Source organism: Novosphingobium sp. Leaf2, from assembly GCF_001421325.1.
Lineage (GTDB): Bacteria > Pseudomonadota > Alphaproteobacteria > Sphingomonadales > Sphingomonadaceae > Novosphingobium.
In genome coordinates, this window is the sequence record NZ_LMJY01000001.1 from 562,783 (window position 1) to 576,980 (window position 14,198).

General features: G+C 64.4%; 17 protein-coding genes. 8 read left to right on the top strand and 9 right to left on the bottom strand.

The window, feature by feature from the left end; all coding sequences use genetic code 11:
- The first annotated feature begins 164 nt into the window (after window positions 1–164).
- Window positions 165–1,766: an L-aspartate oxidase gene (nadB, locus tag ASE49_RS02770; protein WP_056768540.1), complete on the top strand. Its 1,602-nt coding sequence runs from the start codon at window positions 165–167 to the stop codon at window positions 1,764–1,766.
- A gap of 42 nt (window positions 1,767–1,808) precedes the next feature.
- Here the strand turns inward: nadB and ASE49_RS02775 are convergent, their stop codons facing one another.
- Both ASE49_RS02775 and ASE49_RS18015 read right to left on the bottom strand, forming a co-directional pair.
- A complete protein-coding gene (locus ASE49_RS02775) occupies window positions 1,809–2,054 on the bottom strand; it encodes a GlsB/YeaQ/YmgE family stress response membrane protein (RefSeq protein ID WP_056768541.1) in 246 nt (81 codons plus the stop codon).
- Window positions 2,055–2,072: 18 nt separating this feature from the next.
- Complete coding sequence (locus tag ASE49_RS18015) at window positions 2,073–2,351, bottom strand: hypothetical protein (RefSeq protein WP_156370039.1); 279 nt, start codon at window positions 2,349–2,351, stop codon at window positions 2,073–2,075.
- A 216-nt stretch (window positions 2,352–2,567) separates the two neighbouring features.
- On the opposite strand from ASE49_RS18015, the gene ASE49_RS02780 reads away from it, so the two are divergent.
- Window positions 2,568–4,466: a ribonucleoside-diphosphate reductase subunit alpha gene (locus tag ASE49_RS02780; protein WP_442945933.1), complete on the top strand. Its 1,899-nt coding sequence runs from the start codon at window positions 2,568–2,570 to the stop codon at window positions 4,464–4,466.
- Window positions 4,467–4,539: 73 nt separating this feature from the next.
- Here ASE49_RS02780 and ASE49_RS18825 read toward each other — a convergent pair whose 3' ends face one another.
- A complete protein-coding gene (locus ASE49_RS18825) occupies window positions 4,540–4,671 on the bottom strand; it encodes a hypothetical protein (protein WP_268778233.1) in 132 nt (43 codons plus the stop codon).
- A gap of 187 nt (window positions 4,672–4,858) precedes the next feature.
- Here ASE49_RS18825 and ASE49_RS02785 point away from each other — a divergent pair, with 187 nt between their 5' ends.
- Window positions 4,859–5,947 (top strand): DUF1440 domain-containing protein, encoded by a 1,089-nt coding sequence (locus tag ASE49_RS02785; protein WP_235522795.1) that lies wholly within the window; start codon window positions 4,859–4,861, stop codon window positions 5,945–5,947.
- Between the two features lie 58 nt (window positions 5,948–6,005).
- On the opposite strand, the gene ahpF is transcribed toward ASE49_RS02785, so the two are convergent.
- Entirely contained in the window at window positions 6,006–7,628 is a 1,623-nt protein-coding gene (ahpF, locus tag ASE49_RS02790; protein ID WP_056768543.1) for an alkyl hydroperoxide reductase subunit F, read from the bottom strand.
- 140 nt (window positions 7,629–7,768) lie between these two features.
- Window positions 7,769–8,335 carry an alkyl hydroperoxide reductase subunit C gene (ahpC, locus tag ASE49_RS02795; RefSeq protein WP_056768544.1) on the bottom strand — a complete coding sequence of 189 codons (567 nt, stop codon included), beginning with the start codon at window positions 8,333–8,335 and terminating at the stop codon, window positions 7,769–7,771.
- Window positions 8,336–8,557: 222 nt separating this feature from the next.
- Between ahpC and ASE49_RS02800 the strand changes: the two genes are divergently transcribed.
- Window positions 8,558–9,271 (top strand): hypothetical protein, encoded by a 714-nt coding sequence (locus tag ASE49_RS02800; RefSeq protein WP_235522796.1) that lies wholly within the window; start codon window positions 8,558–8,560, stop codon window positions 9,269–9,271.
- A 9-nt stretch (window positions 9,272–9,280) separates the two neighbouring features.
- Here ASE49_RS02800 and ASE49_RS02805 read toward each other — a convergent pair whose 3' ends face one another.
- A complete protein-coding gene (locus tag ASE49_RS02805; RefSeq protein WP_156370043.1) occupies window positions 9,281–9,733 on the bottom strand; it encodes a YaiI/YqxD family protein in 453 nt (150 codons plus the stop codon).
- 212 nt (window positions 9,734–9,945) lie between these two features.
- On the opposite strand from ASE49_RS02805, the gene ASE49_RS17595 reads away from it, so the two are divergent.
- Window positions 9,946–10,563, top strand: coding sequence for a DedA family protein (locus ASE49_RS17595; protein ID WP_235522797.1), 618 nt, complete (start codon window positions 9,946–9,948; stop codon window positions 10,561–10,563).
- Here the strand turns inward: ASE49_RS17595 and aroC are convergent.
- Window positions 10,448–11,527: a chorismate synthase gene (aroC, locus tag ASE49_RS02810; RefSeq protein WP_056768662.1), complete on the bottom strand. Its 1,080-nt coding sequence runs from the start codon at window positions 11,525–11,527 to the stop codon at window positions 10,448–10,450. The two genes, ASE49_RS17595 and aroC, sit on opposite strands and share 116 nt — an antisense overlap.
- A 120-nt stretch (window positions 11,528–11,647) precedes the next feature.
- On the bottom strand, window positions 11,648–11,848 hold the full coding sequence (locus ASE49_RS02815; RefSeq protein ID WP_056768547.1) for a hypothetical protein: 201 nt from the start codon (window positions 11,846–11,848) through the stop codon (window positions 11,648–11,650).
- Between the two features lie 112 nt (window positions 11,849–11,960).
- On the opposite strand from ASE49_RS02815, the gene ASE49_RS02820 reads away from it, so the two are divergent.
- Genes ASE49_RS02820 through ASE49_RS02830 form a run of 3 tightly spaced genes read left to right on the top strand, consistent with a single transcriptional unit; the run spans window position 11,961 to window position 13,421 of the window.
- Entirely contained in the window at window positions 11,961–12,305 is a 345-nt protein-coding gene (locus ASE49_RS02820; protein ID WP_056768548.1) for an arsenate reductase, read from the top strand.
- Window positions 12,306–12,333: 28 nt separating this feature from the next.
- On the top strand, window positions 12,334–12,909 hold the full coding sequence (gene pnuC / locus ASE49_RS02825; protein ID WP_056768549.1) for a nicotinamide riboside transporter PnuC: 576 nt from the start codon (window positions 12,334–12,336) through the stop codon (window positions 12,907–12,909).
- Window positions 12,906–13,421: an AAA family ATPase gene (locus ASE49_RS02830; RefSeq protein ID WP_056768550.1), complete on the top strand. Its 516-nt coding sequence runs from the start codon at window positions 12,906–12,908 to the stop codon at window positions 13,419–13,421. Before pnuC ends, ASE49_RS02830 begins: the two co-directional genes overlap by 4 nt.
- A 3-nt stretch (window positions 13,422–13,424) precedes the next feature.
- Here ASE49_RS02830 and ubiG read toward each other — a convergent pair whose 3' ends face one another.
- The gene (gene ubiG / locus ASE49_RS02835; protein WP_056768551.1) at window positions 13,425–14,186 is read right to left on the bottom strand and encodes a bifunctional 2-polyprenyl-6-hydroxyphenol methylase/3-demethylubiquinol 3-O-methyltransferase UbiG; all 762 of its coding nucleotides are present in this window, start codon (window positions 14,184–14,186) and stop codon (window positions 13,425–13,427) included.
- Window positions 14,187–14,198: the final 12 nt, after the last annotated feature.

The window sequence follows — 14,198 nt, forward strand, 5'->3', positions numbered from 1 at the left end:
GCTGCTAACTAGACTAATCGAATTGCGTAACAAGCAGACATGACAGTGCAATTGCGTATATATAATTACGTATTGGATCATAAGCGTTCCCACGCCGCACTGCAACACGTGGGCCAGGTCAGCAAACAGTTGCAGTCCGGCCATCGCGGTGGCTAGGAGGCGAAATGAACACGCCCTCTGATCCCTCGCAGATCTTCGACGCTCTCGTAATCGGTTCAGGCGCGGCAGGCCTCACCGCAGCACTGGCCCTGGCCGAAAAGGTCAAGGTAGGCGTGCTGGCCAAAGGCACGCTTACCGGCGGTTCCACCGCATGGGCGCAAGGCGGGATCGCCGCCGTTCTCGATGCGGGCGACACGTTCGAGGAGCATGTTCGCGATACCATGATCGCAGGAGCCGGCCTCAATCGGCGCGACACCGTGGAATACGTGATCGAACGCGCGCCCCACGCGATTGCCCGGCTGGTTGAACTGGGCGTGCCGTTCAACACTGAAGGCAACGCGCTGCATTTGACGCGTGAGGGTGGGCACTCTCACCGGCGCATCGTCCATGTGGCGGACGCGACCGGCTGGGCGGTGCAGCAGGCGCTGCTTCAGGCCGCGCAGGCCCACCCCAATATCACCTTGCTGCCGGGCCGGTCCTGCATCGACCTGATCACCGGGCGGCACGAGTTGCGGTATTCCGGCTCGGGCCGGGTCTGGGGCGTCTACGCGCTTAACGAAGAGACCGGAAACGTGGAAGCGTTCACGGCGCGCGCCACCGTGCTGGCGACCGGCGGGGCGGGCCGCGTCTACCAGTTCAGCACCGCCCCGCGCGGCGCCACCGGAGACGGGATCGCGATGGCGTGGCGGGCCGGCGCGCGCGTCTCCAACATGGAGATGATGCAGTTCCACCCGACCTGCCTGTACAATCTTGAGGTCAAGAACTTCCTGATCACCGAAGCCGTGCGCGGTGAGGGCGGCCACCTGATCAACCCGCGCACCGGCAAGCGGTTCATGACGTTCTACGATCCCGAGCGCCTGGAGCTGGCCCCGCGCGATGTCGTGGCGCGCGCCATCGATTCCGAGATCAAACGCTTCGGGCTGGATTACGTCCACCTCGACATCAGCCACCAGCCCCCCGAATTCGTGCGCGAACATTTCCCCAACATCTACGAAAAGTTGATGACGCTGGGGATCGACATGACCAAGGGACCGATCCCGGTGGTCCCGGCCCAGCATTACACCTGCGGCGGCGTGCTGGTCGATCTGGATGGGCGCACGGACCTGCCGGGGCTGTACGCGGCCGGAGAATGCACCGAAAGCGGCCTGCATGGCGCCAACCGTCTGGCGTCGAACTCGCTGCTGGAATGTTTCGTGTTCGGCGAAGCGTCAGCGGCTGACATCTTGGAGCGGTGGGACAGCTTCGACGCACCGCCGCCGGTCCGTCCGTGGGACGCCAGCCGCGTTACCGATTCTGATGAAGAGGTGGTCATCAAGCAGAACTGGACGGAGATTCGCCGGTTCATGTGGAACTATGTGGGGATCGTGCGGACTACCAAGCGGCTGGAACGCGCGCATCACCGCATCCAGATGCTGAACGGCGAGATCGAGGAATACTACCGCCACTTCCGCGTATCGACCGACCTCATCGAATTGCGCAATCTGCTGCAAAGCGCCGAGCTGATCGTCAGCAGCGCGCTAAAGCGCCATGAAAGCCGGGGGCTGCACTATACGCTCGATTATCCGGGCACCGATGCGCAGCCGCTCGACACGGTGCTGGTGCCGTAAAGAAGCGGGCGCCCCGGGCGTCGCCCGCTTCAGTCAACCACGTCAGAAGTCGATGTTGAGGTGGCGACCGATGAATATCAGCACGATCGCGCCCAGGATCGAGGCAAGACATCCCGCCCGGCTGAAATCGCCCCGCCCCCGGCTGGTGACGAGCCCTGCCAGCAGCGAGCCGCCGATGCCCAGCAGGATCGTGGCGATCCAGCCCATCGGCACCGTGCCGGGATAGAAATACCGGGCCAGCCAGCCGATGATAAGGCCGCTGATGATCGCGCCGATGATGTTGAACATGATTATCCGCAACTCCCGTCATGCGGCCACGCCGCCACCTAACCCCGCACGTATAGAGGCATGCTTGCCGCCGGTTGCAAGGGTGGTGTGCGGGATCATTGCCGTTGGCTCCCATTTTCGATTCGCCATGCGTTTCGGCGCAAGGTCGCCCACGAATCTTGGGATAAATTCTTTTGTTCCGATGCGTTGACAACGAAGGGCTGCCGACTCGCGTCCCGAGGCGGTCGGCGGCAGCATTGACTTTATGTCGGCCTGATGATTCATAGCACCATAGATGGTGTAAATGAGCGTCTTCACCACTAGGTTTGGTGTGAGAGGCTCTCGTACCGTGCGAATTGTTCAGGTGTGCTTATCATGTTCCGGCATGGAAACGCCTGTATCGCCGCGCCATCGGGGCACAGTAAACGAACGAGGGCGCCAGTGGATTTCAGGAACGGAAGCGAGGGTCAGGTGTCTGATGCGGATATGAGCTATGCCGAAGGGCCGAGCGCGATCGAGGGGCTGTTTGCCTCCATGGGCGGCGCGGCACCCAAGCCGGCCGCGCCAAGCGCTGCTCCTGCGGGCGATGGCGATGCGGCGGCGAAGGTGCCCAGCGATTCCAAGACCATCCATGCGCGCCGCTTCGCTGTCGTCACCGATGCGTCGCGCGATGCGCTGCTGACCGATTTCGGCAAGGACACGCTGGAAGACCGCTATCTGCTGCCCGGCGAGCAGTATCAGGATCTGTTCGCCCGCGTGGCCGATGCCTATGCCGACGATCAGGAGCATGCGCAGCGCCTGTACGATTACATTTCCAAGCTGTGGTTCATGCCCGCAACGCCGGTTTTGTCGAACGGCGGCACCGGGCGCGGGCTGCCGATCTCGTGCTATCTCAATTCGGTGGAAGACAGCCTCGAAGGTATCGTCGCCACCTGGAACGAGAACGTGTGGCTCGCCTCGCGTGGGGGCGGTATCGGCACCTACTGGGGCAATGTACGCGGTATCGGCGAGCCGGTTGGCCTCAACGGCAAGACCAGCGGCATCATCCCGTTCGTACGCGTGATGGATTCGCTGACGCTGGCGATCAGCCAGGGCTCGCTGCGGCGCGGTTCGGCGGCGTGCTACATCGACGTGTCGCATCCGGAGATCGAGGAGTTCCTCGAAATCCGCACCACCACCGGCGATTTCAACCGCAAGGCGCTTAACCTGCACCACGGCGTGCTGCTGTCCGATGAGTTCATGGAAGCCGTGCGCGATGGGGCCGAGTTTCACTTGCGCAGCCCCAAGGACCACTCGATCCGCAAGACGATCGACGCGCGTTCGCTGCTGCAAAAGCTGGTCGAAGTGCGCCTGCGCACCGGTGAGCCCTACTTCGTGTTCTCCGACACCGTGAACCGCTCGATGCCCAAGCATCATCGTGATCTGGGGCTCAAGGTGTCCACGTCGAACCTGTGTTCGGAAATCACCCTGCCCACCGGGCGCGACCACCTGGGCAACGACCGTACGGCAGTGTGCTGCCTGTCCTCGCTCAACCTGGAAACCTGGGAAGAATGGAAGGGCGAAAAGAATTTCGTCGAGGACGTGCTGCGCTTCCTCGATAACGTGCTGCAGGACTTCATCGACCGGGCGCCGGACGAGATGGCCCGCGCCAAGTATTCCGCCGCGCGGGAGCGTTCGGTGGGCATGGGCGTGATGGGCTTCCACTCGTACCTGCAAAAGCGTGGCATCGGCTTCGAAAGCGCGATGGCCAAGGCGCTCAACCTGCAGATGTTCCAGCACATCGCCGCCAAGGCCGATGAAGCCTCGTTCCTGCTGGCGAATGAGCGCGGGCCGTGCCCGGACGCGGCGGACATGGGCGTGATGCAGCGCTTCAGCTGCAAGATGGCGATCGCGCCCACCGCCTCGATCTCGATCATCTGCGGCGGTACGTCCGCCTGCATCGAGCCGATCCCGGCCAACATCTATACGCACAAAACGCTGTCAGGCAGCTTCGTGGTGAAGAACCCGTATTTGGAAAAGCTGCTGGCAACCAAGAGCAAGGATTCCACCAACGTATGGAATTCGATCCTGGAGCATGGCGGCTCGGTCCAGCACCTCGATTTCCTGTCGGTGGACGAAAAGGCGATATTCAAGACCAGCTTCGAGATCGACCAGCGCTGGCTGCTCGAATTCGCCGCAGATCGCACGCCCTATATCGACCAGGCACAGTCGTTGAACCTGTTCATCCCGGCGGACGTGGACAAGTGGGACTTGATGATGCTCCATTTCCAGGCGTGGGAAAAAGGCATCAAGTCCCTGTATTACCTGCGCTCCAAGTCCGTGCAGCGCGCCGGCTTTGCGGGCGGCGTGGAAGCGGACAACACCAGCGAACTCGCCAAGTTCGAACTGGCCACCGAAACCACCGACTACGACGAGTGCCTGGCCTGCCAGTAAGCCGGCACTGTCACGATCACCGAGGGCGGCCTTCCGGGACACCGGAAGGCCGTTTTCGTTTCGGTAGGTGGCTTTACTGGTAGCCGCCTTCTTCCTCGCGCTCCTCGGCGGCATCCTTCTGGGCTTCGACCATTTCCTTCTCCTGCTCGGATTCCGGCTTGGGCGTAGCGTTGGTCTTGGGGTCCTGGGGTTCGTTGGCGGGCATCGTCACTCTCCTTGAGGGTATGCAGGGCCAACGGGCGGCGAGGGGGCGGCGTTCCCGGTGCATCACGCAGGCATGCCAGACCGCCCCGAACGACGGGCGCATCGTGCGCGCCAGATGGCGTAACGGGAACCATGCCGGTGCCCGTTCGTCACAAGAGGCAAACCCATTTTCCATCTAGGACATGCCCATGACCACGCCCGTTATTCCGGAAACCGCCTTTATGCCGTCGGCGCCGCCTTTGTCAGCGCCGAACCGCGTCGATACGACGGTTGATGTTGCGCGCGGCGCGGCGGCTGGCGCAGTGGCGGGGATTGCCGCATCGGCTGCCATGAACGGCTTTCAAACGCTGGTCATCCCCGTGTTCCGTCCCGACGGCGGTGGCATTCCCGCGACCGAGAAGGCCGCCGATCGTGCATCCATGCTGGCGACGGGATACCGCCTTGGTAACGCCGATCGCGCGGTTGGCGGGGAGGCAGTGCATTACATCGTCGGCGCGCTGACCGGCTCGCTGTATGGCGCGATGGCGGAAGTGCGCCCCGGCGTCACGCGCTGGCGCGGGTTGGCGCTGGGGCTTGCCGCTGCCACGCTGGTGGATCAGATCGCGGTTCCGCTGACCGGCTTGGCGCGCCCGCCGTGGCGCTACACCGTGCGCACGCATCTGTACGGCTATGCCTCGCACTTGGTGTTCGGCTTCGTGACCGAGGCGGTGCGCAAGGTTCTGCGCGAAAGGCTGGCGCGCCGGGCGCTGCCAAGCCGCGATGCGATCACGCTGGATGACATTGCGGTGCCGCTGCTGCTGGGCCTGGCGAACGGGCAGCGCACGTTCACGCCGCCGGCTGCCGTCACCATAGCGGCTGCGGGAAGCGGGCTGGGCCTGCAAGGCACGCCGTTGGCGCTGCTCGGCTCGAAATGGACCGGCGCTTTGATGAGCGCTGCGGCCATCGGCGAATACGTGGCGGACAAGCAGCCCGGCATCCCGGCGCGCATTTCGCCGCCGGGGCTGGCCGGGAGGGCGATAGGCGGCGCGCTATCTGGCGCTGCGGCGGCGCGGCCCGGCAAGAGCTGGCTGGCCGCCGGACTTGGCGCGGCGGGGGCAGTGGCAGGGGCGTACGTCAGCTATCGCGTCCGGATGCGCCTAGCCTCGGCGCTGGGCCGTGATCGCCCGGTCGCCTTTGCGGAAGATGCGCTGTCGCTGGCGGGTGCTGCGGCGGTGGCCGGTTATGCGGCGATGCGCCAGAAACAGCGCGACCGCGACCCGGCGCCGCTGGCAGCCTGAACATAAACGGGCGGGAGCCTTGCGACTCCCGCCCGCCTCTCGTTGAGAGAGATCGTCTTCAGGCGGCCTGAGTTTCCCGCGCAGCGTCTTCCTGCGCGGCTTGGGCGATGTCTTCCGGCGCTTCGTTGCGGATCAAGTAATCGAATGCGGAGAGCGCCGCTTTCGATCCCTCGCCCATGGCAATGATGATCTGCTTGTACGGCACCGTCGTCACGTCTCCCGCCGCGAACACGCCGGGCAGGTTGGTAGCCGCCTTGTCGTCGATGACGATCTCGCCGCGGGGCGAGAGAGCGACGCCGCTGTCCTTGAGCCATTCGGTATTGGGCACCAGCCCGATCTGGACGAACACGCCTTCCAGTTCGATCTTATGCTCCTGCCCGCTGGTGCGGTCCTTGTAGACCAGCGCGTTGACCTTTTCGCCGTCGCCCTCAACCTCGGTGGTCTGGGCAGAGGTGAAGATGTCGACGTTCTTCATCGAGGCCAGTTTGTCCACCAGCACCTGGTCGGCGCGCAGCTTGGAGTCGAATTCGATCAGGGTGACGTGGCCGACGATATTGGCCAGGTCGATCGCGGCTTCGACCCCGGAGTTGCCGCCGCCGATCACCGCCACGCGCTTGCCCTTGAACAGCGGGCCGTCGCAGTGCGGGCAATAGGCGACGCCCTTGTTCTTGTACTGCTCCTCGCCCGGAACGCCCAGGTTGCGCCAGCGCGCACCGGTGGTGAGGATCAGGCTGCGCGCCTTGAGCGACGCGCCATTGGCGAACACGACCTCATGGAAGCCGCCAACCTCGGTAGCCGGGATCAGCTTTTCGGCGCGCTGGAGGTTCATCACGTCGATGTCGTATTCGCCGACGTGGCCTTCCAGCGCGGTCGCCAGCTTGGGGCCTTCGGTGTAGGGAACCGAAATGAAGTTCTCGATGCCCATGGTGTCCTGCACCTGCCCGCCGAAACGCTCGGCGGCGATGCCGGTGGAAAAGCCCTTGCGCGCGGTGTAGACCGACGCGGCGGCACCAGCGGGGCCACCGCCCACGATCAGCACTTCGAACGGCTTCTTTTCCGCCAGCTTTGCGGCGGCCTTGGCATCCGCGCCGGTGTCCAGCTTGCCGAGGATTTCCTCGACGCTCATCTTGCCGGAACCCCACATCTTGCCGTTCAGGAAGACGGCGGGCACGGCCATTACGCCGCGCTCCTCGACCTCGGTCTGGAACGTGCCGCCCTCGATCAGCGTGGCGTTGACGTGCGGGTTGTTGAGCGAAATCAGCGTCAGTGCCTGCACCACGTCAGGGCAGTTGTGGCAGGATAGCGAGAAATACATCTCGAACTCGGTGCCGCCTTCCAGTGCCCGGATCTGTTCCAGAACGTCGTCCGAAACCTTGGGCGGATGGCCACCAGTCCACAGCAGGGCCAACACGAGCGAGGTGAATTCATGCCCCAACGGAAGGCCGGCAAAGCGCACCCAGGCGCTGGCGTCCGACGCACGGCGAATGATGAAGCTGGGGCGGCGCACATCGTCGCCATCAAACGTGGCGGTGACCTTGTCCGAAAGCGAGGCGATGGTTTCAAGCAGCTCGCGGGTTTCGGCGGATTTCGCATCGTCGCCAAGCGAGGCGACGAGCTCGATCGGCTCGCGAAGCATTGCGAGATATTGCGAGAGCTGTTGCTTCAGGGTGGCTTCGAGCATGTCAGGGTCCTTTGGAATATGTGTGACGAGGGGGCGGTCCGGGGTCCGGCTGTCCGCCGGCGGCACAAGGGTGCGGCGCCGGGGGAGGGGAGCCCCGGGCCGCACACCTTCAGCACGCGACCCGGTCAGTCGCGTAGGGGTTAGAGCTTACCGACGAGGTCGAGCGAAGGTGCCAGGGTTTCGCCGCCTTCTTCCCACTTGGCGGGGCAGACCTGGCCGGGGTGCTCGCGCCAGTACTTGGCGGCCTTGATCTTGCGGACCAGTTCCTTGGCGTTGCGGCCCACGCCTTCAGGGGTGATTTCCACCAGCTGGATCACACCGTCGGGATCGACCACGAAAGTGGCGCGGTCGGCAAGGCCGGCGTCTTCGCGCAGCACCCCGAAGTTATTGGTCAGCTTGTGGTTCTGGTCACCCAGGAACGCGTACTTGATCTTGCTGATCTTGTCCGACGTGTCGTGCCAGGCCTTGTGGCTGAAGTGGGTGTCGGTGGACACGCCATAGACTTCAACGCCCAGGCCCTGGAGCACGTCGTACTGCTCGCCAAGGTCTTCCAGTTCGGTGGGGCAAACGAACGTGAAGTCTGCGGGGTAGAAGAAGAACACGGCCCACTTGCCGGCGATGTCCGCCTCGGTCACGTCGAAGAAGTCCTTGCCCTGCTGGAAGGCGGTGTTCTTGAACGGCTTGATGGTGCTACCGACGATACCCATGGATATATTCTCCCTCAAAGGTGGGTGGTTGAAACGACTGATCCGGAAATAGGCCCAAGACGTGACAATTTTAAGGGGCCTGATCCGATTGGCCTCATCGGGTCAGGCGATCACCCGGCGATGGATTGTGCGGTTATATCGATAAGGCGTGGCCAATGGCTTGGGCCGGACGGAATGACGGGTTACCTTTCCCGCCCGCAGCCATCCGGCAGGAGACGTCCTTTGAACCTTCGCCTAGACCCATCCCGTGCCATCGGGACTTACGCCGCCGTCATGACCGCAATTGCCGCTTGGACGCTGCTTGCAGGGGTTGGTGCCGTCACCCCGGCGCGCTTCGACACGATAGACGTCAAGCGGATAAACGTGCGGGAGAATGACGGGACTCTGCGCCTTATCATCGCGGGCAGCGATCACATCGGCGGGCTGTTCATCGACGGCAAGGAGTATCCGCACCCGAACCGGACCGAGGCAGGGCTGATCTTCCTCAACGACGAGGGGACCGAGAACGGCGGGCTGGTGTTCGATGGCGCCAATGTAAACGGCAAGCCCACCAACTCAGGCCATCTGTCATTCGATCGCTGGCATCAGGATCAGACGCTCTATTTCGAGTCACTGGAAGACGGCGATCAGCGCCGGGCTGGCGTTTTCGTCGAGGACCGCCCTGACCGTCCGGCCGATTTCCCTCGCATGACGGCATTGCGCCTTATGCCGGATGGCCCCGGCAAGGACGCCGCCTTCAACGCCGCCGGGCTCGGCAAAAGCATGCGCCGCGCCTTCCTGGGCCGCGATTTCGACGGGGCATCGAAGCTGGTGTTGCGCGATGGACAGGGTCGGGCGCGATTGACGCTGCAGGTGGACAACGATGGCGCGGCGCGCATCGATTTTCTGGACGCAGCAGGGAAGGTCGTCCGTTCGCAGACCGCCGCCGGGCTCTAGCGGACCGGTTCAGGCCCCTCTCGCGCGCTTAACCAGCACTTCATCCAGCGCGGAGAGGAAGCGGGATCGATCCTGCTTCGAGAACGGCGCCGGCCCGCCCACTATGTCGCCGCCGGCGCGCAAGTCGGCCATGATCGCGCGGGTGGCGATGGCGCTGCCGATTGACGCGGAGGTGAAGGGCTTGCCGTTGGGCGCCACCACGCTTGCGCCCAGCTTGAGGCAGCGATCGGCCAGCAGGATGTCGGCGGTGATGACGACGGTGGCCGCATCTGTGTTTTCGACTATCCAGTCGTCAGCCGCATCGAATGCGTCGCTCACCACTTTGCGGGTGATCAGCGCGGTTTGCGGCACACGGATCGGGCTGTTGCTGACGACCACCACCGGCACCGCGTGGCGCGCGGCGACTTTATAGGTTTCGTCTTTGACGGGGCAGGCGTCGGCGTCGATCAGGATGCGGGGCATCAGGTCTTTACGCATACCTTGGGCACGGGGCCAAGTGCCGACCGTCCATCCCGCCCCAAAGGAACCAGCGCGCGGCGGCGTGGTTATTCCAAACTACCGCCCCAACGCGGCGTATCCCGCCAGCGAAGGGCACCGCCATCTCTCTCGATCACATCATTGCCCAGTACGGACTGCCCGGCCTGTTCGTCGGTGCCGGTATCGAGGGTGAGACGGTGGTCATCATCGGCGGCATCATGGTGCACAAGGGGCTGCTTGCGTTTGTGCCTGCGGTGATAGCGGCGACCTGCGGATCTTTCGTGGCGGACCAGATATTCTTCCTGCTGGGCCGGCGTTTCCGCGATCATGCCTTCGTGCGCAAGGCGCAGCAAAAGCCCGCGTTCGCCAAGGCGCTGGAGATTTTCGACAAGCACCCAGCGCTGTTCGTGTTCGCCTTCCGTTTCATCTATGGCCTGCGCACGGTAAGCCCGATCGCGATTGGCACCACGCGGTTGCCCGCGCGCACGTTCCTGCTGGTGAACGCCGTCGCGGCGGCGGTGTGGGGGGTGACCTTCATCAGTGCAGGCTATTTCTTCGGCCACGCGATCGAAAAGGCGATGGGCCGTTTCAGCCCGAGCCCCGGCATGGTGGTGGCGATCGTGGTAGTTGTGGCGGTGATCGCCGGTATTGTATTGCTGGTGCGGCGTCGCTTGGCTGAACGCGGCGAACAGGCCGGCGTCAGCCGCACTGCCCCCGATGCAGCAACTTGTGGTCCGCCAGCACCAGCGCCATCATCGCTTCCACAACCGGAACCCCGCGAATCCCGACGCACGGATCGTGCCGACCCTTCGTGAACATCTCCGCCGCCTGCCCATCGCGGGTGATGGTCTGCTGCGGGGTGAGGATGGAACTGGTCGGCTTGAACGCCACGCGGCAGGTTACCGGCTGGCCGGTGGAAATGCCCCCGGCGATGCCGCCCGCGTGATTGGCCAGGAACGCCGGCGCGCCGTCCGGCCCTTCCATCGCCGGGCGCATCGGGTCCGCGTTTTCTTCGCCGGAAAGCCGCGCGGCGGCAAACCCGTCGCCAATCTCCACGCCCTTCACCGCATTGATGCCCATCATGGCGCCGGCCAGATCGGCGTCCAGCTTGCCATACAGCGGCGCGCCCCAGCCCGCCGGCACGCCGGTGGCATAGCATTCCACCACCGCGCCGACCGAGGAGCCTGACTTGCGGGCATCGTCGACGATCTCTTCCCACCGCCTGGCCGCCGCCACGTCGGGGCAGAAGAACGGGTTGTTGCCGATCTCGTGCTCGTCGAAATTGCCCGGATCGATCATGTCGCCGCCGATCTCAGACACGTAGGCCCGGATCGTCACTTCTGGAATGACCAGCCGCGCCACCGCGCCCGCCGCCACCCGGCTGGCGGTTTCGCGGGCGGACGAACGCCCGCCGCCGCGATAATCGCGAAAGCCGTACTTGGCGTCGTAGGCATAATCCGCATGGCCGGGGCGATAGGCCGTGGCGACATCGGAATAGTCCTTCGATCGCTGGTCCACATTCTCGATCATCAGGCTGATCGGGGTGCCGGTGGTGCGCCCTTCAAAAACGCCGGACAGGATGCGCACCGCGTCCGGTTCCTGGCGCTGGGTGGTGTATTTGGACTGGCCCGGACGGCGCGCATCGAGAAACGGCTGGATCACGCCTTCGTCAAGCGACAGTCCCGGCGGGCACCCGTCCACCACCGCACCGATCGCGGGCCCGTGGCTTTCGCCCCAAGTGGTGAAACGGAAAAGGCGACCAAAGCTGTTCACGCTCATAACCTGCGCGCCTTGTCGCCAAACGCGCGCTTTGTCCAGCGCTGCAAATTCGCCTCTGGATCGCTTTGACGGCGCATGGCAGAACGGAAAGATGGATTTCTCATCGATCTTGGTCATGCCCTACAGCGCGCTTTTAACGATAATCACCTTGATCGTCGCATCACTCATGAAACGTGCCCAGCCACGACTGGTTTGGCCTTGCGCCGCCGCGGCACTATCGGCTGCTCCGATATTTATCGGGTTGCCGAACGCCGCTGCACCCGCTCGTTGGGCTGTTTCCTTCTTCTTGCTTCTGTTTTCGGCAGGCTGGGGAGCAGTCATCGGATTATTGGCTTTCAAATTGCTGAAAGCAACGGGTCGTGTGTTTAGCGGTCAATGATCGCCTAACTACTCGTCAAAAAGTCCTCCCATGCCAACATGCTGAGTTTCGAAAATGACAGATATTTACGGCATTCCCAATTGCGACACGGTCAAGAAGGCGCGGGCCTGGATGGACGGGCGCGGGATTGCTTACCGGTTTCATGATTACAAGAAGGAAGGCGCCGATCCGGGAAAGCTGGCTGCATGGATCGCGGCGGCGGGGCTGGACACGGTGCTGAACCGGGCCGGCACCACGTTTCGCAAGCTGCCCGAAGCGGATAAGGCGAACCTTGACGCAGGTCGGGCGATTGCGCTGATGGTGGCCAATCCCAGTACAATCAAGCGGCCCGTGGTTGAGCATCCCGGCGGCCTGCTGGTCGGCTTCAAGGAGGCCGAATGGGCGGCGGCGCTGGGTTGACAGTCATCGGTTTGGCAGGCGCGCGGTTTTGAACTGGACGGAATGGATCGCGGCCTTGCTGGGGCTTGCCAACATCGCGCTGCTGGTGCGTCGCAGCGTGTGGAACTATCCGTTCGGCATGGCGATGGTGGCGCTGTATGCGGTCGTGTTCTTTCAGGCGCGGCTGTACGGCGAAGCGGGGCTGCAGCTGTTCTTCTTCGCCGCGCAAGCGTGGGGCTGGGTGTTGTGGAGGCGCGCTGCCCGCCGCGACCTTGACGGAGAGGCGGAGGTGCCGGTGCGCTGGCTGTCGCCGCTGGCCCGGCTGGGCTGGGGCGCGGCCACGGCGGTTCTGGCGCTGAACCTGGGCTGGGTGATGCACCGCTTTACCGACGCGGCGCTGCCCTATGCCGATGCCGCGATCGCCGGGGCCAGCATCGCGGCGCAGATCCTGCTAGGGCTGCGCCGGATCGAGAACTGGGTGGTTTGGATCGCGATCGATGTGGCGTCCATCGCGGTATACATCGCCAAAGGGCTGTGGCCCACGGCGGCACTATATGTGGTGTTCCTGGCGATGTCCGCGCTGGGCCTGCGGACCTGGATCGCCGCCTATCGGAAGGCAGTATGAAGACGGTGTGTTTCCACGGTGCCGAAAGCACCGGCAAGTCTGTGTTGTGCGAACACTTTCTGGTGGAACGCGGCTGGCCCTACGTGCCCGAATATGGCCGCACCTATACCGAGGAGCGCGGCGTTGACCTGACGATGGCGGACCTGCTGGTGATCGCGCGCGGGCAGGCACGGCTGAACCGCCATGCGATGGAAGCCGCCCCGCCGGTCCTGCTGCTCGATACCGACCAGTTGATGACGGCGGCATGGGCGCAGATGCTGTTCGGCCACGTGCCGGACGAACTGCTCGGCTATCCCAAGGCGGACTTGTATCTGCTGTTCGAGGCGGACGTTCCTTGGCGCGAGGATGGCACCCGCTTCTTTGGCGAGGATGAGGCGCGGGCCCGCTTTGCCGCGCTGGCCGAAGAGATGCTGGTGCGCGCCGGCGTGCCCTTCATTCGCATCGCCGGGGCGTGGCACGCGCGTGAGGCGCAGGCCGCTGCCGCGATCGAGGCGCTGCTGGCAGGCGCGTGAGCGTCAGGCCTTGCGGGCGGTGACGATGTAATTCAGCGCCATGTCGTCAGACAGATGCAGCCCTTTTACCGGCGACCAAGCGATCCCGCGCGGCGTGCCCAGTTCCAGCCCGGCGTCGCGCGCCAGCGCGGCCAGTTCTTCCGGCGTCACGAACTGGCCCCAGTCATGCGTGCCGCGCGGCACTTTGCCCAGCCGCTCCGCCGCTTCCACCAACATCACGCGTGAGCGCACGGTGCGATTGGGGCAGGACAGGATCATCAGCCCGCGCGGCGCCATGGCGGCGGCGAGATGGCGCAGGAACGCGGCCTTGTCGGTCACATGCTCGATCACTTCGAGCGAGCAGACCAGATCGTAGCCCGACAGGCCCAGCGTGCCCAGTTCGCCCGCGCGGTAATCGATCGACAGGCCCATCGCGGCGGCGTGGGTGCGGGCCGCCGCGATGTTTTCGGGCGCCGCGTCAACGCCGGTGACATCGGCGTCCATCCGGGCCAGCGGTTCGCACAGCAGGCCCGCGCCGCAGCCGGCATCCAGCGCGCGCTTGCGGGACAACGGGCGCACGCTGCGCGTGTCGCCGCCAAAATGCGCGTCGATCGCGTCGCGCACGAAGGCCAGGCGCACCGGGTTCAGCGTGTGCAGCATGGCGGACGAACCCTTTGGATCCCACCAGTCCGCCGCCAGTGCGCCAAAGTGCGCGGCCTCTTTGGGATCGATTGTTGCGCTGGGGGGGAGGGGTGCGTGCGGAATTGTTGCGGTTGCATTGTCCATGATCCCCCCTTA

Bases quoted from the DNA above. Each gene is read 5' to 3' on its own strand.
- nadB (WP_056768540.1), top strand. From the start codon at position 165: ATGAACACGCCCTCTGATCCCTCGCAGATCTTCGACGCTCTCGTAATC.
- ASE49_RS02775 (WP_056768541.1), bottom strand. From the start codon at position 2,054: ATGTTCAACATCATCGGCGCGATCATCAGCGGCCTTATCATCGGCTGG.
- ASE49_RS02780 (WP_442945933.1), top strand. From the start codon at position 2,568: ATGGGCGGCGCGGCACCCAAGCCGGCCGCGCCAAGCGCTGCTCCTGCG.
- ASE49_RS18825 (WP_268778233.1), bottom strand. From the start codon at position 4,671: ATGCCCGCCAACGAACCCCAGGACCCCAAGACCAACGCTACGCCCAAG.
- ASE49_RS02785 (WP_235522795.1), top strand. From the start codon at position 4,859: ATGACCACGCCCGTTATTCCGGAAACCGCCTTTATGCCGTCGGCGCCG.
- ahpF (WP_056768543.1), bottom strand. From the start codon at position 7,628: ATGCTCGAAGCCACCCTGAAGCAACAGCTCTCGCAATATCTCGCAATG.
- ahpC (WP_056768544.1), bottom strand. From the start codon at position 8,335: ATGGGTATCGTCGGTAGCACCATCAAGCCGTTCAAGAACACCGCCTTC.
- ASE49_RS02805 (WP_156370043.1), bottom strand. From the start codon at position 9,733: ATGCCCCGCATCCTGATCGACGCCGACGCCTGCCCCGTCAAAGACGAA.
- aroC (WP_056768662.1), bottom strand. From the start codon at position 11,527: ATGAGCGTGAACAGCTTTGGTCGCCTTTTCCGTTTCACCACTTGGGGC.
- ASE49_RS02815 (WP_056768547.1), bottom strand. From the start codon at position 11,848: ATGACTGCTCCCCAGCCTGCCGAAAACAGAAGCAAGAAGAAGGAAACA.
- ASE49_RS02820 (WP_056768548.1), top strand. From the start codon at position 11,961: ATGACAGATATTTACGGCATTCCCAATTGCGACACGGTCAAGAAGGCG.
- ASE49_RS02830 (WP_056768550.1), top strand. From the start codon at position 12,906: ATGAAGACGGTGTGTTTCCACGGTGCCGAAAGCACCGGCAAGTCTGTG.
- ubiG (WP_056768551.1), bottom strand. From the start codon at position 14,186: ATGGACAATGCAACCGCAACAATTCCGCACGCACCCCTCCCCCCCAGC.